This is a genomic window from Cognatishimia activa (genome assembly GCF_001458335.1).
In the GTDB taxonomy this organism is placed as follows: Bacteria; Pseudomonadota; Alphaproteobacteria; order Rhodobacterales; family Rhodobacteraceae; genus Cognatishimia; species Cognatishimia activa.
The window spans coordinates 309,492-327,698 of record NZ_CYTO01000024.1 but is presented as its reverse complement, the minus strand read 5'-3'; the positions used below and the strand labels follow the sequence as shown (position 1 = coordinate 327,698).

At 51.0% G+C, this 18,207-nt stretch carries 20 protein-coding genes; 14 read left to right on the top strand and 6 right to left on the bottom strand.

Translation table 11 applies throughout. From position 1 onward, the window contains the following. Positions 1–43 precede the first annotated feature (43 nt). From TA5113_RS12695 to TA5113_RS12630, 14 genes are all read left to right on the top strand, one after another. The gene (locus TA5113_RS12695; RefSeq protein WP_058316515.1) at positions 44–553 is read left to right on the top strand and encodes a tetratricopeptide repeat protein; all 510 of its coding nucleotides are present in this window, start codon (positions 44–46) and stop codon (positions 551–553) included. A 62-nt stretch (positions 554–615) separates the two neighbouring features. Then, positions 616–1,062 carry a prepilin peptidase gene (locus tag TA5113_RS12690; RefSeq protein ID WP_165589420.1) on the top strand — a complete coding sequence of 149 codons (447 nt, stop codon included), beginning with the start codon at positions 616–618 and terminating at the stop codon, positions 1,060–1,062. Between the two features lie 80 nt (positions 1,063–1,142). Then, a complete protein-coding gene (locus TA5113_RS12685; protein ID WP_058316513.1) occupies positions 1,143–2,885 on the top strand; it encodes a pilus assembly protein TadG-related protein in 1,743 nt (580 codons plus the stop codon). Positions 2,886–3,190: 305 nt separating this feature from the next. Then, positions 3,191–3,403 carry a Flp family type IVb pilin gene (locus TA5113_RS12680; protein ID WP_058316512.1) on the top strand — a complete coding sequence of 71 codons (213 nt, stop codon included), beginning with the start codon at positions 3,191–3,193 and terminating at the stop codon, positions 3,401–3,403. Positions 3,404–3,593: 190 nt separating this feature from the next. Continuing rightward, on the top strand, positions 3,594–4,742 hold the full coding sequence (cpaB, locus tag TA5113_RS12675; protein ID WP_058316753.1) for a Flp pilus assembly protein CpaB: 1,149 nt from the start codon (positions 3,594–3,596) through the stop codon (positions 4,740–4,742). Between the two features lie 15 nt (positions 4,743–4,757). Continuing rightward, positions 4,758–6,176, top strand: coding sequence for a type II and III secretion system protein family protein (locus TA5113_RS12670; protein ID WP_181949469.1), 1,419 nt, complete (start codon positions 4,758–4,760; stop codon positions 6,174–6,176). 254 nt (positions 6,177–6,430) lie between these two features. Continuing rightward, entirely contained in the window at positions 6,431–6,892 is a 462-nt protein-coding gene (locus tag TA5113_RS12665) for a TadE family protein (protein WP_058316752.1), read from the top strand. 41 nt (positions 6,893–6,933) lie between these two features. After that, positions 6,934–7,515: a TadE/TadG family type IV pilus assembly protein gene (locus tag TA5113_RS12660; protein ID WP_220387210.1), complete on the top strand. Its 582-nt coding sequence runs from the start codon at positions 6,934–6,936 to the stop codon at positions 7,513–7,515. Between the two features lie 22 nt (positions 7,516–7,537). Beyond that, positions 7,538–8,686, top strand: coding sequence for a response regulator (locus tag TA5113_RS12655; protein ID WP_058316508.1), 1,149 nt, complete (start codon positions 7,538–7,540; stop codon positions 8,684–8,686). After that, on the top strand, positions 8,683–9,237 hold the full coding sequence (locus TA5113_RS12650; protein ID WP_058316507.1) for a L,D-transpeptidase: 555 nt from the start codon (positions 8,683–8,685) through the stop codon (positions 9,235–9,237). The genes TA5113_RS12655 and TA5113_RS12650 overlap by 4 nt, the downstream gene beginning before the upstream one ends. A gap of 10 nt (positions 9,238–9,247) precedes the next feature. Then, the gene (locus tag TA5113_RS12645; RefSeq protein ID WP_058316506.1) at positions 9,248–10,648 is read left to right on the top strand and encodes a TadA family conjugal transfer-associated ATPase; all 1,401 of its coding nucleotides are present in this window, start codon (positions 9,248–9,250) and stop codon (positions 10,646–10,648) included. After that, entirely contained in the window at positions 10,645–11,610 is a 966-nt protein-coding gene (locus TA5113_RS12640) for a type II secretion system F family protein (RefSeq protein WP_058316505.1), read from the top strand. Before TA5113_RS12645 ends, TA5113_RS12640 begins: the two co-directional genes overlap by 4 nt. A gap of 20 nt (positions 11,611–11,630) precedes the next feature. Beyond that, on the top strand, positions 11,631–12,554 hold the full coding sequence (locus TA5113_RS12635) for a type II secretion system F family protein (RefSeq protein ID WP_058316504.1): 924 nt from the start codon (positions 11,631–11,633) through the stop codon (positions 12,552–12,554). A gap of 171 nt (positions 12,555–12,725) precedes the next feature. Next, on the top strand, positions 12,726–13,025 hold the full coding sequence (locus tag TA5113_RS12630; RefSeq protein WP_058316749.1) for a hypothetical protein: 300 nt from the start codon (positions 12,726–12,728) through the stop codon (positions 13,023–13,025). Positions 13,026–13,086: 61 nt separating this feature from the next. Here the strand turns inward: TA5113_RS12630 and TA5113_RS12625 are convergent, their stop codons facing one another. The 6 genes from TA5113_RS12625 to TA5113_RS17000 all read right to left on the bottom strand — a co-directional run. Further along, positions 13,087–13,722, bottom strand: coding sequence for a hypothetical protein (locus TA5113_RS12625; protein WP_058316502.1), 636 nt, complete (start codon positions 13,720–13,722; stop codon positions 13,087–13,089). 63 nt (positions 13,723–13,785) lie between these two features. Continuing rightward, positions 13,786–14,358, bottom strand: coding sequence for a hypothetical protein (locus TA5113_RS12620; RefSeq protein ID WP_058316501.1), 573 nt, complete (start codon positions 14,356–14,358; stop codon positions 13,786–13,788). Between the two features lie 15 nt (positions 14,359–14,373). Further along, positions 14,374–15,345, bottom strand: a complete 972-nt coding sequence (locus TA5113_RS12615) for a hypothetical protein (RefSeq protein WP_058316500.1) — start codon at positions 15,343–15,345, stop codon at positions 14,374–14,376. Between the two features lie 284 nt (positions 15,346–15,629). Then, positions 15,630–16,196 carry a hypothetical protein gene (locus TA5113_RS12610; RefSeq protein WP_058316499.1) on the bottom strand — a complete coding sequence of 189 codons (567 nt, stop codon included), beginning with the start codon at positions 16,194–16,196 and terminating at the stop codon, positions 15,630–15,632. 4 nt (positions 16,197–16,200) lie between these two features. After that, entirely contained in the window at positions 16,201–17,952 is a 1,752-nt protein-coding gene (locus TA5113_RS12605) for a hypothetical protein (protein ID WP_058316748.1), read from the bottom strand. Continuing rightward, positions 17,942–18,207: hypothetical protein (locus TA5113_RS17000; RefSeq protein WP_165589419.1), on the bottom strand; the 266-nt coding region annotated here is incomplete at its 5' end. The genes TA5113_RS17000 and TA5113_RS12605, both read right to left, overlap by 11 nt.

Below are 18,207 nucleotides of genomic sequence, written 5' to 3'. Positions count from 1 at the left end.
AGACAATTATAGAGCACCGAAGCAAATTCGGTTGGGACAGAAAATGCGTATTATTGTTGCGGCAGTATTGGTACTGGGTTTGTCGGGATGCGAAGGCTTTAATGGTGCCTTTGACGACGGCGTGAATTCTGAACTGGATAACGCAAATCGTGCTTACTACCGAGATGATGAATCTTTGGTCGCAGCGAAGATCCAGTTTGCTGAGGGCAACTTTGGCCGTTCTTATCGTCTATTTGACAAAGCGCTTGAAGTGACGCCAGCCGATCCTGCGGCGCTGTTGGGCTATGCGGCCTCAGCTGATATGCTTGGCCGTTTCGACAAGGCCGACGCGGCTTATCAGAAATTGCGCCCAATCATTGGTAACCGGATTGAGTACCATAATAACTACGGATACTCGCTCTTGTTGCGTGGCGATTTGATTAACGCGCGACGCCACTTCCTCATCGCTTATGAGATCGACCCAAGCAATGAACGGGCTGCAAATAATCTTGAGCTGCTGCGCAATTCGGTCAACTTCCCTAAACGAGCGCCGGGCGATCTGCGCGGAATCTGATCTGATTGAGAGTGACCTTGCTTAACATCATCGAGCTTCTCGCTGAGGTCGGATGTTTATGCTTGTTAATTTGGATTGCTGTTCGCGACTTTCGTACGTTGAAAGTTTCCAATCAAAGCAATCTTATTCTTCTTGCACTCTATTGTGTGTGGCTTGCCTCCCGCGGTTTTGAGGCGGTCGAAACCGATCTTTTGGTTGCAGTGCTTTTCTTTGGTGTGGCGCTTGTGATGTGGCTCGCCAAAATGATGGGCGCAGGGGACGTAAAGCTTTATTTCGTTTTGGCTCTGTTTATTGGAGTCGACGGTGCGGCGCCCTATGTGCTGATCCTTTTGCTGATCTCGCTGCTTGCGTTTCTGGTATTGAGATTTTGGAACGGCGGCGCGCCAACTGACGGACAGAGCCCATGGGCTGCGCGCATGACAGAGTTCAAAAAGTCTGGGAAATTGCCCTACGCGGTGATTATGGTTGCGTCTGCTTTGGGTCCGATTTGCATCCGCTTTTTTTGGTAAACTTGAGAAAACTCTAGAATTATGTGAATATTTAAGGGATTGGACCCCTTTGGGGGAGATTAGCTTTTTGTAGGTATGTCATGAAACTATTCGCTAAAGCGACGGACGGCTTCATTCTGGTTTTAGGTTTGATCTCACTTCCAGTGTTTGTGGGTTTCGGTCTTTTGCTCATCGACTTGAGCCGTGTGACCAACGCGCATTCGGATCTAGCGCTTGCCGCGGATGCGGTGGCTTTGGCCGGGGCAGGGGAACTTGATGGCGGTGATGACGCGATCACCAGAGCGCAAGCAGCAATGAGTACGACCGGGCTCATCAATACGGTGAGCATGTTGGCGACGTCTGGCGATGATGCACATATTGATCTTCGCTACGAAGACACTGAAGGCAACGAATTCACTGTTATTTTCCTTTCAGACATCCCAGCAAGCGATTTGACACCAATTGATACGGCGTGGGTCGCTGCCAACGTCGCAACCGATGGGCCATCGGCACAGTATGTATATGTGCACGTACAATCCCGTGACTTAACCACAGTCTTCTTTAATCCCTTAAACCTGCTTCGAGACACCGTCCCTGTCGCAGCCATAGCTGTGGCGCAGGCAAGGTCGGCGATTTGTGACATTCCGCCCTTATTCATTTGTAATCCGTTGGAAGATGCAGGCTATGCAGGGGATGCTTTGCAAACCGGGTTTGCAAATGGCGATCTTCATGCGCGGATCTTTAAGCTTCACCCCAAGGGGCCTTCGACTGCGGCGCCCGGAAATTTTGGCTTTCTTTCCATTGACGGCACCTCGAGCGCGGACGAGCTGCGCGATTATTTTGCAGGGGCGCAGGTTCCTAGGTGCTTTGCCGAAGGGATTGTCACCACAAAACCCGGCGCGGCAGAGTCTATCGCGCAAGGCTATAATGTGCGTTTTGATATTTACGAAGGCAATATGAACTCGCCCATTGGTACACAGCCCGGCGGTGAACCTTGGCCGGCTGCGTATGGGATGCCTGCTGTCAATGTTCGGAAAGGCATTCGTCCAGGGGTGAACGGCGCAAATATCAATTCATGTGTTCGAACAAATGGCGGCGGCGGTGGCGGCGGCAATGGTGGTGGAAACGGCGGCGGCAATGGCAATATTGATGAGGCCATTGGTGACGATCACATCAATTTAGGCGTCACCAGTTGGGATCCCATGGTGACGCACTTTGGCGATAACGGGGTTGCCGATGATGTGTTTGGCCTGCCGGACGATTTCGTGATGAGTGCTGCAGGCGTTGTTGCCGGTGCTGCGTCTGGATCCGGTGGTTGGCCAATCGATGTGTATATGGATCAGAACTATGGTCACTTGAATAACCCACCCAGCGACACTTCAGGCGGGGAATGGCCCGTTAGTTCGCATCCGGTGAACACCACACCATCGCGATATGACGTTTATCTGTGGGAACAGGAAACGGCATTGAGTGTTTCTGATAGTGGCGGTGGTGTCGACTATTTCTATCAAGTGCCCCATGTGGGTTCCGGAACCAACGCGTCGAATGCCAACAGCGAAAGTGGTGAGGCCTTGTGCGGCATTGGCAATACGCCGACGGCTAAATTGCCCGTTTCCGAACCGGACCGTCGTTTGACTGTCGCAGCGATCATCGATTGTAATTCTGCGTCGGCGGTGGCCGAAGGGGGCGGGGTCAACGATTACTTCGTGAATGCTTATGCAACGGTGTTCATGGTGCGCCCGATGATCGATACCATTGATATCGAGATCGTAGACATTACCGGCTACGGCGGAAATGGAACTCTTGATGCCTTCATTCGCAAAGAAGCGATCCTTGTACGCTGATTCGTCGGTGAATAATCAAAAGGATAGTTTTCCCGTTTAGCGTGTATCAAATTTTATGTTATATCTCATAGGTGGATATTTTTTAACTGAGCATACACAATTGGACGCAAGATGTAGGATTGTTGAAATATTTCAGTGCGATAGTGAAAAAAGTTTGGCAAAAATTTGACATAATAAATTTCTCGGATGTAGCATTGTTTCGTTAAATACGAATAATTCGAATACTAATTAGTCTCAGAATGAGACGGGCGCGAGTGGTCTTGCTGTCAGGAGGTAGCAAGCGTTTGGGTACTTGGAGTAACAGAATGAATATTAAGTCTTATTTGGTGGGTTTGTACGCTCGACTTCGTTCCGATGAGGAGGGGCTTGCACTTACAGAATACCTCATCCTACTTGGTCTTTTGACGGCAGCCGTTGTTTTGGCCATCTTGGCGTTTGGCCAGAACCTTGGCGCAGCATGGCAAGCATGGTCTAACTGGATCACGGGCCTCGACGGACCGCCTTCATTGCCATCCTAATGGCGTTGGCGCAATTTCGCGCCAACACGCCAAATGCATGATGCGGCAAGGTCGCATCATGCACATTGTTTAGAATTTGGAAACGATGGGCCGCGCAAGGCTGACCGAAAGATTTTTGATCGGAAAGCTGGGTTCTTAGTTTCGTCGTTGAGTACAATTACACAAAGCTTCTGAAAGGAGGCACGTTCGTATGAGGTTTTCAACCGTAGCCAGTTTGTTGGTGGCAGTGATTATTGCCATCGTTGCTGTGTTTGGATTTCAGCAATGGTTGGAAAACGAAAGAACGAGCATCCAGGCCAATCTTGAAAGTCGACTGCTTGCCGAAGCAGAGAAGGCTGCGGAAGAGGCGAAGGCCCCCAAGAACACAATTGTTGTTGCGGACCGTCGGTTGGCCTTTGGTAATTTGATCGATGCAAATGTTCTGCAAGAAATCGAATGGACCAGTAATATTAAACCTGAAGGTTCATTCTCCAAAATTTCAGATGTGGTGGTTGGGGATACGGAAGAGACTCGGCGCTTTGCTTTGACGCAAATCGAGTTGGGAGAGCCGATCCTAGCATCAAAGATCACGGTGCCTGGCCAGCGTGCGAAGCTTTCCGCGGCACTGACCCCCGGCTTGAAAGCTGTTTCTATTCGCGTGAATGACGTTTTGGGCGTGGCCGGGTTTGTTCTACCTGGCGACCGTGTCGATGTCATGTTGACCAGGGGCGGCAAGTCAAGCCGCTATGTTGACGTGCTGCTGCAAGGCGTGCGTGTTTTGGCGATTGACCAAGTCGCCGACGAGCGCCGGGATAAGCCTAGCGTCGTTCGCACTGTCACTTTCGAAGTCAACACGATTGAAGCGCAAAAACTGGTTCTTGGCGCAAATGTCGGGGTATTGTCGCTGGCCCTGCGCAATGTCGGCTCAAACGAATTAGAAGAGCTTGAACGTATCACGACGAAAGATTTAAACGAGCAAGATGCGGCGGATGATCTGATCCGCGCGCGTAATGAGCAATTGCAGATAGACGCCGAAAAAGCGGAACAAGATGAACGCTTTTCGAGCCTAGAAACGTTGATACAAAGCCTTTCTGACGGCGTGAACCAGCGCTTAGAGGGGGTCGAAGAGAAAATCGAAACCCAAGAGCAAGTGGTCGAAGTCGCTCCGGAACCCGTCGTTGAGGTGGCTCCAGAGCCAAAACCGGCACCGATTGTTGCCATTAGGTCAACAAAAGTGAATGTCGGTGTCATTAGAAACGGCAAGCGCGTTGACTATAAGGTCTCACGAGGAGACGATGAGGCTGAAGAACTGGGGTTCGAGGAGACGGGCGAAACCACAACGACAGTGGACGCCCAGTGAATTGAGGGCAGAAAAATGAAATTCTTAGCGCAACAGTGCAAGGCGACCTTGAAAGCACCCTTCTTAGGTCTGCTGATTGCGCTGATTGCCATGGCGCCGGTTGCTCAAGCGCAAACGCAGAGCATTACCATTGACGATGGCACAGTCAGCAAAGTCGAAATGGAATCCGGGCGGGTTTTGACGGTCTCAACCGACAAGCCGTTTTCGGAAATCGTTATCGGGAATACAGACATTCTGGACGTATTTCCGCTGACGGATAACTCGCTTTATATCCAGTCTAAGCGATTTGGTATCACGAACATCACGCTTTATACCGAAGACCGTCGCATCCTCGAGGTTGTTGACGTTCGGGTTCGGGCGGATTTTTCGGACCTTGAAGCCTCTATTAAATCCGCGGTTCCAAGCTCTAATATCGCCGTGACAAACATCAACAACCGCGTTCGCCTGACAGGCACCGCTCGGAATGACGTTGATGCCAGCCGTATCGTAAAGATCGCTCAGCAATATACATCTGACCCTGTCATCAATGCGATGCAGATCAAAGGTGAGCGTCAAGTCGAATTGGACGTGCGCATTATCGAAGTAGAACGCAGTTCCGGCCGTGAGCTAGGCGTTAGCCTGACTGGTACAGGCTCTGGAGGCGCGGGCGATGAGCGTTTCGCAACTGGAGCGTTGCCGACGGGTGTGCCTTTTGGCACTGCAGTGGGAACTTTGCTGCAAGTGTCTGGTGGCCAGATCGACTTTATGATCAACGCGCTTGAGGGCAAAGGTTTGGCCCGTCGTCTCGCAAACCCAAAGTTGGTCACGACCAGCGGTATCGAAGCAAATTTCGTAGCTGGTGGCGAAGTGCCAATCTCCGTCGCCAGCCGCACCGATGGTGTCACAACCATCGCCACAGAGTATCGTGAGTTTGGTGTTAAACTGAACTTCTTGCCCGAGGTTCTGGACGATGAATTGATCCGTCTGCGGATCACACCAGAAGTGAGCGACATTGACGCGTCAATTAATGTGAATGGTGAACCTGGGTTTACCACGCGGCGTGCACGGACCACAGTTTCACTGCGGTCTGGTCAAAGCTTCGCGATTGCAGGTCTGTTACAGACAAACAATGCGCGCAGCATTGATCAGGTGCCTTGGCTTGGACAGGTTCCTGTTCTCGGCGCTCTTTTCCGCAGCACCCGATTCCAAAAACGCGAAAGCGATTTGGTCATTTTGGTTACGCCTCGAATTGTACGCCCGGCGCGCCCTGGCGAGCCGCTGGCCAGCCCGTTTGATACGACGCGATCCAGTGATGACGTCGAATTGTTCCTGATGGGGCTCTTGGAAGTGGACAAAGACCAAATCCGCAATTTCAGAAATGGCGTTGGTGTTGTCGGGCCGTACGGTCATATGATTGAATTGGAGTTTGACGATGGCGTCATCAAGAAAAAGTAAGGCTACTCTGCTTCTTTTGGTCTGTGGCACATTGCTCGCCAGCTGCGCTGAGTATCGGAACAATTGGGACCGTGTGTCTACGAGGGCAGGGAATGCCCATATGGCAAATACTGCCATTATGGAAGTTGAGCCAACGAATACTGCAAACACAGGAACCAACGTCGGCGGCTAGAGTTCGTGCCTGTGCGAAATGGCGGAACGCTTGAGAGTTTTATGAGGTAAAGACGGGATCTCTGTAAGGAGGGGCCTGTAAATTGGTACGGAAGAAACATAAGGACCTACGCTCGGACCAAGACGGTGCTGTTTTGGTCGAAGGTGTGCTTGTACTTCCAGTCCTCGTTCTTTTTACAATGGGGCTGCTGGAGTTTGGCAGCCTCATGTGGCAACGCCAGCAGCTTCAAGTTGGAGTGCGTGATGCGGCGCGCTATTGGTCGCGTTGCCGTGAAATTCTTTCATGTGATATTGGGACAGCCCGTGAAATTGCCTTCTATGGCTACCCAGGGGGGGCATCTCAGACCCGCGTTCCCGGATGGGACGACGCTTCAGAGCTTTCAATCTCGCCCGATCTCCTTTCTTTGCCCACGTTGCCTGACATTGATACCACCATCGTGCTGGAAGGTTCGGTAAACTATCAAGGAACCCCGTTTTTTAGCGCGGTGTTCAGCGACAGCATCCAAATCCGGTATTGGGCAACGATGAGGTATTACGGATGGTAATGTCTCTGGCAAAGTTCGCGAGGGATGACACCGCGACGAGTATGACCGAAGCCTTGTTGGCCATGCCGATTGTTTTGTTGGTGTTCACAGGGATGATCGAGTTTGGCGGGTTGGCCTGGCAGTGGAATATGGCTGCGAAAGCAACTCAGATCGGTGCACGGATGGTGGCAGTATCGACGCCTCTGGTTGGGCGCGCGCAATATGAAGCGGCGATGGCATCTGGCATTTCTGGCGAAGTCGAGGGTGATCCGGTTCCAACGTCCACCTCGCGGATCGCTTGCGGTGCTGAAACAACGGCCTGCGCAACAGGCACATTAGAGCGGATTGTCACCGGAGGGGACGGTGTTTGCGGCAGTGTTAGTGCAACTTCCGTTGTCGGTATGTGTGACGTTGCCCCCTTTATCACTGTCGACAATGTACGGGTGACTTATTCTAGGTCTGGCCTTGGCTACGTCGGTCGCCCATTTGGCCAAGTCTCTACGATCACGGTCGAATTACGCAATATCACATTTGATTTTTTGCTGTTGGACCGACTGGTTCCAGCAATCAATAATTTAGAAATCGCGGCACACCCAGTCGCAATAACGAGCGAAGATCTTAGCGATTGCCGCGACACATGTTGACCGCGGTGGTGGATTATTAACGATGACAGAAACTACAAAAACACGCATTCTATTGGTCAACGGCGCTGACACCCATCCGGGTGATGTCAAAGGTGCATTGGAATCCACTGAATTCTTGATTGAAGCGATCGATCATCGGGACGTGGAAAAGACACTCGAAGACGGGACGTTTGATCTTGTCATCCTAGATTTTTCTGCGCTCAACGACGACGAAGTTCAGGTCCTCACATCGGTACAGGGTAATGATTCCAACCTGCCCATTATTACAGTTTCGCCGACTCTGAATGCCGAAGAAACGCGCCTGTTGTTCCGCCACAAGGTGCAAGATTGGATTAACAAGCCGCTCGAAAAGGACGTATTGGTCGCGGCAATCAAAGCCGTCGTGCAGACAAAACGCTTTGGACGACACAAGGTACACGCCGTTCTCTCCGCCGTCGGTGGCGCAGGGGCGACGACCGTTGCGGTGAGCCTTGCAGATATTTTGCAACAGCAATTTCGCAAACAAAAGAAATCTATCGCCTTGTTTGACCTCGATTTTTCGACCGGTAACTGTTCCTATGTTCTTAATATGCCCAGTACGTTTAACTTGGGATCTGTCGTCGGCTCGCCCCGTCGCATTGACGCGGAATTTATGCGTGTCTTACGCCAGCCACATGAGAACGGATTTTTCCTTTATTCGTTCAAGCGACCGGATCTGAACACTGAGTTGAATGGGTATGAGCTGGTGTTACGCATGCTCGATACGGTTGTGATGGAACATGACCATACGGTGCTGGATATTCCATATTATGAAACCGACTGGCGTGATGATGTCCTGTCTGCAGTGAACACATGTTCAATCGTGAGCGAACTTAATTTGCCGTCGCTGAAACACGCCCTTGAAATGGTAGCACGGGTCAAAGCTTTGCGCGGCGATGATTTTCCTATTTCGGTTTTGATTAACAAACGCAATCGGTCGATTTTTGGGTCAAGAATTGGCAATTCAAAACTCAAAGAGTTGTTTGAAGATACGCCATTTTATTACCTGCCAGTCGAAAATGATGTGCTGGGTGAGGCATTGGATCGAGGCCTCGTGCCGGCAGATGTCAGGTCTGGAAACGCCTTTACCAAACGTCTCCGAAAATACGTGAAAGCGATCGAATTACCGAAGACGGAGGTAGCGACCGGATGACCAGAATTTCTCGTCGAACATTCACCGCAGCTTTAGGTGCCGCCACTTTGGTCGGCGGCCAAGGCCATGCGGAAATGAAGAAGATCCCGCGGAGCCATGGCCCCACGACAATGGAGATTGTCAGCTATCGCAGCAATGAACGTCCGGGAACAATTATTATTTCAAACCAACAACTTACGCTTCACCGCGTTTTAGGAAAAGGTCAAGCAGAGAAGTATAAAATTTCTGCGGGTCGGGACGGTTTTGTCTGGGTTGGGACTACGGTTGTTGGACGTAAGGCGACTTGGCCTGCGTGGCGCCCTCCAGCTGCAATGCGAAAGCGGGATACGTCTTTGCCAGATTACGTGCCTCCAGGTCCATATAACCCGTTGGGCGCACGCGCACTGTACCTCTTTGAAGACGGCCGGGACACTCTTTACCGCATTCACGGCACCAATAGCAGCTCGACAATTGGTGGGTACGAAACGTCGGGATGCTTTAGGCTCACCAATGCCGACGTGATGTCTCTGTATGAAAAAGTGAAGCCTGGAACGAAAGTTATCGTAAAATAGAAAGTCAGTTATGGTCGGACGATTTTTCAGAACCGCGGAAAAGAACGCAGAACAAAAAATAGCTGCAACGCAGGGCTTAAAGGTTGTCGCAGAACTGCCCGAAGCAATCGATGAGTCCGATCCGGCACAGGCTGAACCAGATTTTATTTCCGAGCGGGTCGAATTACACCGGTTTCTGATTGATAAAATCAACCTATCCATCTTGGACACGATGGATGAGGACGAAATTCAAGATGAATTGCGCCCTCTGGTTCGCGAATACACGAAATCTAACAATTTTCCGCTCAGCTCTTCAGAGCTGGAACAGCTGATTTCAGATATTGGCGACGAAATGCTTGGGCTTGGCCCGATCGAGCCACTTCTGGCTGACGACAGCATCTCAGACATTCTCATTGTGGGATCTGGACGTGTCTTTATCGAACGCGCCGGTATTCTGAGTGCCACAAAGGTCCGTTTCAAAGATGAAGATCACTTAATGCGGGTGATCAATAAGATCGTCGCTTCCGTTGGTCGACGCGTGGATGAGAGTTCGCCACTTGTGGACGCACGCCTTGCAGACGGATCACGTGTAAACGTCGCCATTCGACCCGTCGCCGTTGATGGCCCGCAGGTGTCGATCCGCAAATTCTCCAAGCGCCCTTATTCTCTTCAGCGACTGGTGGACAATAACGCGCTGTCTCAAGGGATGGCCGATTTGCTGGCGGCCTCCGCCCAGGCAAAGATTTCGATGATTATTTCTGGCGGTACCGGCGCAGGTAAGACAACGATGCTGAACGCGCTGTCTTCGTTTATCCCTCATGAAGAGCGTTTGGTGACAATCGAAGATGCAGCGGAACTTCAGTTGCAACAGCCGCATGTTGTGCGACTCGAAACGCGGCCACCCACCGTTGATGGCCGCAATGAGATCATGCAGCGTGATCTTGTGAAAAACGCCCTGCGGATGCGACCAGATCGCGTGATCATCGGCGAGGTGAGGGGGGGCGAAGCCTTCGACATGCTTCAGGCCATGAACACCGGTCACGAAGGTTCGATGTCAACGGTGCACGCCAACAACCCGCGGGACGCCATTAGCAGAATTGAACAAATGGTCGGCATGGCTGGAATGCCAATGACACAAAACGCCATTCGCGGGCAGATTTCATCTGCGGTTAGGTTGCTGGTTCAACTGGTCCGCTTGCGAGATGGTTCGCGTCGCGTGGTCTCGATTTCAGAGATTACCGGCATGGAGGGTGACATTATCCAGCTGCAGGAGATTGCTAAGTTCCAACGCAAAGGCGTCGAAGATGATGGAACGATCATCGGGGAATATAAGGCCACAGGCATTCGCCCGACCTATTTAGACGAATTGGAGACGATGGGGATCTACCTCCCGAGCGAGATCTTTGATCCATCGAAGGCGCAATCCTCATGACCGACAATCTCTTAATGCTCTATGGATTGATCTTTGTCGCAGCGCTTTTGGGCGTTGATACCCTATTGCGTATCCTGACGAGATCTGCGCGTTCACGCAGAGACGTTTCGAACCGACTGGAGAACATCCGCCAAAATAGCAAAGGCAAAATGGAGCCGCATATTGAACTGCTGCGTTCCAGAGGGTTAGCGAGCCGAGCGGGCGAAATCGATATTTCGAACAGCGCAAGCCGGTTTCTTGGCCAGACCGGCATCCGGATTTCAGTTCCGCGAATGGCGGCGTATCTGCTCGCCTTCATTTTTTTGGGTTTTGTTATCGGTCGGCTTGTTGTTGGTGTAACCGGCGTTTTCCAGATGGTTTTCGCTATCGTTTTCGGCCTAGGGCTTAGTTATGGGGTCCTTTGGTGGCGCAGAAGCCGCCGTATCAAGGCCTTTACCAACCAACTCCCTGACGCCCTGGATGTCATGGTGCGCAGTTTGAATGCGGGGCACCCTCTGAACTCTTCCATTGCCTTGGTGGCGCGCGAGATGCCAGATCCTCTTGGCTCTGAATTTGGGATTTTGAACGATCAGATGACCTTTGGCGCCGAACTCGAAACCGCGATGATCAATTTATACAATCGCGTTGGCGCGAGCGAAGTGAACATGGTGACCGTGAGTGTCAGCGTTCAGCGCGGCACCGGCGGTAACCTTGCTGAGATCTTGACCAACCTTTCCCAGATGATCAGAGACCGTTTGATGCTGAAACGAAAGATTTTGGCCATCTCTGCTGAAGGGCGGATCACAGCTTGGATCATGCTGCTCTTCCCGTTTGGTCTCTATTATATGGTGAAGTTTCTTGTCCCGACCTATTTCGATCCGTTGTGGGAAACCGGATATGGCCCGCACGTCGTCTTTGGCTGCCTTGTGGGAATTTTTATGGGCATGATCGTCATTCGTCGCCTTGTGAACTTTGACTACTAACAAGAGAGATTGATCGCTTAATGAATGAGAACGTCTTACTTGGTCTGATCTTTCTTGCGGTTCTGCTGATTACTTACCTTGTTTTGGCGGGAGTATTTCGGCGCCGTGAAGTTACAAAAAATGTTGGCCGGATCAAAAATTCTCGGGCAGAGGTCGACGATAACATCGATCGCATTCTTGGTTCGGGCAATGAGCAGATAAAATATTATCTGGACGTCGTGCAAAACGAGGAGGTGAATTCCCTCAGGATGCGGCTGGTGCAAGCCGGCTATTTTTCCGAACGTGCGATGAGCATATTCAATCTGATCCGGTTTGGTGTAACGATCGCTTTTGTTGTCGCCTTTCAGGTGGCGCTCAACATTCTGATCCCGACATTGGATTCGATCAATATTCTGTTCGGCTCTTTTATGCTGGGCGGTGTCATTTTCATTTTGTGCTCGGCCGTATTGGAGCGGCGTGCCAAGCATCGCCAGAATGAATTCCGCAAGATTTTCCCAGATTTTTTGGATCTCTTGCTTGTCTGTGTAGAAGCTGGATTGGGGATTGATGCGGCGCTTGACCGTGTGACCCGCGAATATTTGATTACGACCCCCGACTTCGGCGTTCAGCTATCAATTATCAACCTTGAAATTCGCGCTGGCCGCCCGGTGGATCAAGCGCTCATGAATTTCTCTAAACGTATCAACGTAGACGAAGCCCGGTCTTTGGCCGTGCTGTTTAAACAATCACAGGAACTGGGTGCTTCGGTGGCGCAGACCTTGAGGGTGTTTAGTGCCGAGATGCGTCAAAGGCGGCTACTTCGTGCCGAGGAAAAAGCGAACGCGCTGCCTGTGAAGATGCTTTTCCCTATGGCAATGTTCATGTTCCCAGTAAATTTGGTGATCATTCTCGTTCCAATTTTGATCGCTATATTGGAAATGCTGCTCAACCTGTCCCCACAGTAATCACGACAAAACTGCCGCAATTGTAGGAGGGCGTCCTGAAAAAGCCCCATTTTTACCTGCAAAACTCCTAACCCCGTTCACGTCTTTGGCCGAATCTCTTCTTAGAAAGTCAGGGTGCGAAAGTAATTCTGCTGTCGCATGAATACCTGTTGAAGCAGAGAGGACAGAGACATGGTAAAATTTGCTGGTAAAGCAATTGCAGCGGCGGTGTTCGCGATGTCAGTGGCATCGTCTGCCAAAGCAGCAACATGCGCGAACCGCGATGCGGTCGTTGATCGTTTGAACGCCAACTTCGGTGAAAGCCTGATTGCAAACGCAATGAGCGCTTCTAACAATGTGATGGAAATCTATGCGAAGCCTAACAGCTCCACATGGACAATTCTTTTGACATTGCCTCAGCGCCGTTTGACTTGCTTGGTTGCGTCTGGCCGCGGCGAAGGTCGTCTTCAAGCGTTTCTACACGACCTTTAAGTTTTGTTCGGTCCCAAACACCGGGACCTTTCAGCATTGGAAGAATTTGCGTGGGAAGCCCTTAAGTGGGCTTCCGCGCAAATATCACGTCTGGGCAATTCGGTTCCGAAATAATCTCATAGCCCAGTCTAAAAAGAATTGTGTCGCGTACAACTTCAAGTGGACGGCTTTCAATCTCATCATTGTCCACATCGTTTGCGATCTCCGGACGTTCCTTGAAATAAGGAGACGTTTGCATGGACCAATTTGATCCTGGCATCACCAGAAGGCCGCCTGGTCGTATAAGTATGTCAGCCAATGTGGCTGTGAGAGCGGATGACTCAAACCGTTTATTGGCGGAAATCAGGCACATATCAAAATACGATCTAGACGGATCAGAGATCATGCGCTGCAATGCCCAATGGTAGGATTTTTTATATTTGATAACCGAGTGAGAGTTCTCAAAGCCATTTTCGGTCAACAAGCGATAGAATTTTTTGTTTTTCGGGGCGGTGATGGCTTCAAGGCTACTTAATACGCCATAGCCGTTTGCTTGTAGAGCTTCCAAAATAGCGTAGCTATAAACGGCCGGGGTGCGGCCAATTTCGAGAACGGACTTTGCGCTCTCTCCTTGAATTCTTCGTTTAAAGGTTTCAGGATCACCTGCCTCTGGCGGCAGTGGGTATTCTGACGTCGAAGTATGATCCGTGGAACTCATTGAATTATTGTTACAAATTAAGAAGGCAGAGCGCAATGCTCTGCCTGTCTTAGTTATTAGCGATCAGGTCCGTTGGCCAAATCCATTGTTGAAATTACCGCCGCCGCCGCCACGGTCACCATCATCATTGGAGTTTTCTTGATCTGAGGCATCACACCCTTCTTCGCCGTTTCCGCCGCCATTGTTACAACGATCGCCATCGCAATTGGTGCCACCTGCTTGGACTTGCCAGACCAAGCTATCAACGCCCTCGGTAAATATGGGGTCAACCATACTCGCACGCACCGAGAGATAAGTGGAAATCGCTGAAGCATCCGCAAGCGATGTTACAACCTCCATCCAGAAGTTGTCCAACGCGCCAATTTCGTCAGCGCTTACCATACTATATGTCAGCTCGACCGTGTCGATCAAATCGTTGCGAAGATCTGCATTCGCTATCACGTCTTTAACATGTTCGCCAAGCGGCACCGCACCTTGGGCATGCGGTGTCATGTCATCCTTGACGGCACGCCAGGTTTCGACCTGCGTCACGTGATCGTTCATCGCAATCGGCATCGCGGAAGCGACCCGTGACAGGCCGAAAATGCCAATAACGGCGGTTTTGAAGATTAAGAATGGACGAGAATTTTTAACCATGGGTTCTAACTTTCTCTACTCAACAACGATACCAGCAACGGAGAAATCGTTGCTTGCGCTAAACGGCGCGAAAAATGAAACGGATGTGACTTTCAGTTCGAAATCAACGTCATGGCCAACTTCACCGTTAGACATCCGAATGGTGTCTCGTTTCTGCTGTGCAATTTGCAAAATACGAGCAATATTTTCGGGGTCTTCTGAAACAGCTTTGATAATTTCGAAGTTTCTTGAACCCACACCAAAGACTGGCGAACCACTGAACTCTTTCAAGAGATCAGTGATATCCAGTTCGACGGTTTCCAGACCCGCAAACAAGTTGTTCTCTTTGTCTTGATCTTGCTCAAGGGGCCGTGTTGGCGCAGTCAGGAAAAGGTCATCCCCCGGAATCATCACACGGATCGTGTCGTCGTTGACAATGATGCGGCGACGGAGGTCGCCATTTTCACGGAAGCGCACGTCCACTTCTTGGTTGAAAGACGCCCAAGGGAGGCGATCTTCGCCGTTAATCGCCAGCGATGTGAGTTCAAGTTCGCCATCAAAAAGGCTCACACCCGCGACTTCCGTGTCTGCGGGAAGCTCTGGCAACAGACGGTCGGCACCGAATGTTCCATAGCGAGAATCTTCGGAAACAAATAAGTCGCTGAGCCAAACACGCTTGACTGTGACCGGATCGTTAAAGGTCACCACGATCCGTTCGTCGATGTCAATTTCGTCGTTCTGAGCGCCATTTTGGACACCGAGACCGTCAATCGGGTCCCAATAAAGGTTTGCTGTAAGCCAAGGAGACGTCTGATCATCACGACGCTCTGCTCGGATTGTCAGTCCTGAAACGCTGCACTCTTCTTGATCCAGACAATCCGCAAAGTCCGCGCTTCTGAAGTCAATTTGTTGAGTGAGTTCCGCGTCAATTGCGGCCGCCAAGGCTGTGCTCGCCGCCGCGCTGGACAAGACGATCGCTGAGATGGTGGTTCTAAATTTAGAATTCATAATTGCACATCCCCAAAAAACTCTTCCGACAACAAAAGGCCACAATTCTGCCCCACCTTCGACTGAGAGTTACCAATAATGCCGCAATATGTAAAAAAAACAAAGCTCTATGGGATGCATTGAGCACTCAGCGGTGACAATCGCTAAATTTTTGTAAAATTGTTCCCATATCTTGTGGTAGAGTCGCGTGCTACCGCAAGGCGAATTTATTTAAGTTTACTTTAAGTTGTAAGTTGGATGTGACATTCTACCGAATCGAATGCCGAATCGTCCGGTCGCGCCGTCTAATTGTGAGTATGCTTCCATTGCAACTCAGCGCCTACCAATGACCTAACTTCTTCGAAACCATAGCGAATTGCTGCGCGCTTGAAACTCACGTCACCGTAATTCTCACCAATATACTCGTAGGCGAATTGATATCGTCCCAAGAATGGAATTGCAGCGAAGCTTGTGCACAGGAATACAAATCGCGCGAAAGGGTCACTCGCGTGCGCGGTGAGTAGCGCCTTAAGCCCGGCTCTCAACGCCTCGCTGTCGCTGGCACTTGTCAGAATGCCGACGACAGGAAGTTTGTCGGCATTTTCTTCCCAGACGATTGCACCAATCGGAACATTTAGGCGTGGCAATAATTTTGAAACCGGATCGACGATGATAGATGGCAATTCCACGTCTCGTGCAGAAGCTGTATTGTGGAAATCAATTTTCAGCTCGAAAAGTTCTGGGTTTTGCAATTCTTCCAGAGCGCGTCTCAGTTCATGAGAGGCGAGGGCGCGTCCTTGAGCGCGGTTTTCCCTTAGGAGGCGGCGGATAAAGCCAGGGCTCAGATTTAAGTTTTCCGACTTTGTTGCCATCGGCTCAATTCCTGTACCTATCGACAAGGCCCATAAGTCTGGAAACCATTTCGTCCTGCGGGAGAAACTCCTTGGGACGCGTCGTGATTTTTGCTTTGCTCTTCACGGCTTTCATAAATCGCGCGATCGTCGCGGGTTGCTCTTCCGGTCTGGTCGGGTAAAGCACGTCGCACCAACCCTGCTCATCTGCATAACGCGCTCTCGCGATTTGATCGTCAATGCGATCTTGGTTTGTAGGAGCAAGCAGAACGGGCTTGTCGTATCCGATTAGAAGCTCATGAAAGCTATTATATCCGGTCGCCGAAATCACGCCGTCAAATGCGCTGAGATATGGACCCAGTGGATATATCTGGCGGATCAAAGTTTTCTTATCTGAAGCAACGGGCGGGGCAGCTAACGGTGACTGAGCCCAAACAAGGTTGATGCCATTCCGTTTAGCGTTCTCAGTCACATTCCAAAGCAATTCATCCCAGTTACCGAACGCGCCGCCCAAAGACATTAAGCAATAGCGCCCCCATCGCTTAAGGCCCAAACGTTTTCTCGCTTCTGAGCGGCTGTAGTCTTTTAGATAGGGTCTGAGGGTCACCGAAGGGACAAAAAGGTTTTCGCAGAAACCTTGGAACTCCGCTTTGCCGTTCCGGGTCGGACCGACGTCTGCATCTACGGCCAGATCGCCTGGCTCAAGGACCAAGTCAGAAAACTGTTCTGGATTGAGGATGCTCTCGGGTGTGTCGGGGCTCATCATTCCTCTTCGAACCCAGAGAACACCTGACTTGCCACATCCAGGCGTGCGCATCGCGTTGAGTAGAAATCTGTCAAAAGAGCCGCCGTCATAGGAAACGATGTCAGGTTTTACGTCTGCCAAGAGTTTGGCAAATTCCACTCTTCCCCCCCACCGCCAGTCCGGTGGATGCGCATTTATATGGCTGAAAGTCTGACGCAAGACGACTTCAAAGCCAGCAGCCTGAACAATCGCCGCAGCCCGAGAAAAACACCAGAAAACAACCCGAAAACCTTTAGAGCGTTTGAGCTCCATGCTGATCGACATCATGCGCGTGACGTGGCCAAGGCCGATCCCATTTGGAACGACCACAACCATTGTAGGTGTGCCGGAGCGAGCGGGTGGCGCTGGAACCCCATCCTCGCCTCTGGAAAACGCAGTCATGTCTTCCATGTCGAGATCGTTTGGATCGCCCGCGATCAGGTTGGCAAGCCGACGCAATCGAACCCAGTTAAACACATCTTTTTCCGCCTGGCGGGTCTCTTGCAATCCGGAACCAAGCGGAAACGAAAAATTAAACACTTCATCGTCACGCCGTAATGCGACGGTCGGGCGCTCACCGCTCAGACGATGCAATGGTTTCATCTGGCCAATTTTGCGCTGGGTCAGCAATTGGCATGAATCAGCGGATTCTTTCGTAATCGCTAAAAGTTCGACCACTTCGGATTTTGCTTGTTGTAAGGAATTTCCCAACAATGCGATGCTTTCTTCCGCCTGGAATTGCCTCTCTGCAGTTTCACCCCGGCGCAGGATGACTTTGCAGGGCAGGGCGCTCTCTAACAGAGCAGGCAGATAAGTCAGCGCGTAATCTTGATTCAGTACCAGAAGAGAGTCGACCAAGCCGATGGCATCCATCGGATTTGTCACCATAAGGTAAGTTGATTGTGCATCCTCTGGATAATCTTCAATCAATTGCGAAATCGGATCACCAAAAGGTCCAATAATGCCGATGCGATGGCGCTGCTCAGATTGCATGGCCAGCCTCCAAGGCGTGCCCCAGGTAAGCGGAATAGGTCGCTCTTCCCAGTTTGTGTCGAGAGAATTTTTGCTCAACAAATCGGCGCAGAAGCGCAGGCGGAACGTCGTTCAGCTCGACGATCCAATCCTTCAAGCGTGCCGCCGCGACGTCAGCCGTGACGTCAGCAGGTAGAAGTAAACCAGCTCCTTTACCCGCGGATTTTAAGGCTTCGGATGATCCACCGACATCGCAGCAAGCAACAGGTTTGCCCA

Excerpts from the sequence above, each read along its gene's own strand:
- TA5113_RS12620 (WP_058316501.1), bottom strand. The coding sequence starts at position 14,358 with ATGGTTAAAAATTCTCGTCCATTCTTAATCTTCAAAACCGCCGTTATT.
- cpaB (WP_058316753.1), top strand. The coding sequence starts at position 3,594 with ATGAGGTTTTCAACCGTAGCCAGTTTGTTGGTGGCAGTGATTATTGCC.
- TA5113_RS12680 (WP_058316512.1), top strand. The coding sequence starts at position 3,191 with ATGAATATTAAGTCTTATTTGGTGGGTTTGTACGCTCGACTTCGTTCC.
- TA5113_RS12610 (WP_058316499.1), bottom strand. The coding sequence starts at position 16,196 with ATGGCAACAAAGTCGGAAAACTTAAATCTGAGCCCTGGCTTTATCCGC.
- TA5113_RS12655 (WP_058316508.1), top strand. The coding sequence starts at position 7,538 with ATGACAGAAACTACAAAAACACGCATTCTATTGGTCAACGGCGCTGAC.
- TA5113_RS12685 (WP_058316513.1), top strand. The coding sequence starts at position 1,143 with ATGAAACTATTCGCTAAAGCGACGGACGGCTTCATTCTGGTTTTAGGT.
- TA5113_RS12605 (WP_058316748.1), bottom strand. The coding sequence starts at position 17,952 with ATGCAATCTGAGCAGCGCCATCGCATCGGCATTATTGGACCTTTTGGT.
- TA5113_RS12660 (WP_220387210.1), top strand. The coding sequence starts at position 6,934 with ATGACCGAAGCCTTGTTGGCCATGCCGATTGTTTTGTTGGTGTTCACA.
- TA5113_RS12645 (WP_058316506.1), top strand. The coding sequence starts at position 9,248 with ATGGTCGGACGATTTTTCAGAACCGCGGAAAAGAACGCAGAACAAAAA.
- TA5113_RS12635 (WP_058316504.1), top strand. The coding sequence starts at position 11,631 with ATGAATGAGAACGTCTTACTTGGTCTGATCTTTCTTGCGGTTCTGCTG.
- TA5113_RS12625 (WP_058316502.1), bottom strand. The coding sequence starts at position 13,722 with ATGAGTTCCACGGATCATACTTCGACGTCAGAATACCCACTGCCGCCA.
- TA5113_RS12630 (WP_058316749.1), top strand. The coding sequence starts at position 12,726 with ATGGTAAAATTTGCTGGTAAAGCAATTGCAGCGGCGGTGTTCGCGATG.
- TA5113_RS12640 (WP_058316505.1), top strand. The coding sequence starts at position 10,645 with ATGACCGACAATCTCTTAATGCTCTATGGATTGATCTTTGTCGCAGCG.
- TA5113_RS12670 (WP_181949469.1), top strand. The coding sequence starts at position 4,758 with ATGAAATTCTTAGCGCAACAGTGCAAGGCGACCTTGAAAGCACCCTTC.
- TA5113_RS12695 (WP_058316515.1), top strand. The coding sequence starts at position 44 with ATGCGTATTATTGTTGCGGCAGTATTGGTACTGGGTTTGTCGGGATGC.
- TA5113_RS12650 (WP_058316507.1), top strand. The coding sequence starts at position 8,683 with ATGACCAGAATTTCTCGTCGAACATTCACCGCAGCTTTAGGTGCCGCC.
- TA5113_RS12615 (WP_058316500.1), bottom strand. The coding sequence starts at position 15,345 with ATGAATTCTAAATTTAGAACCACCATCTCAGCGATCGTCTTGTCCAGC.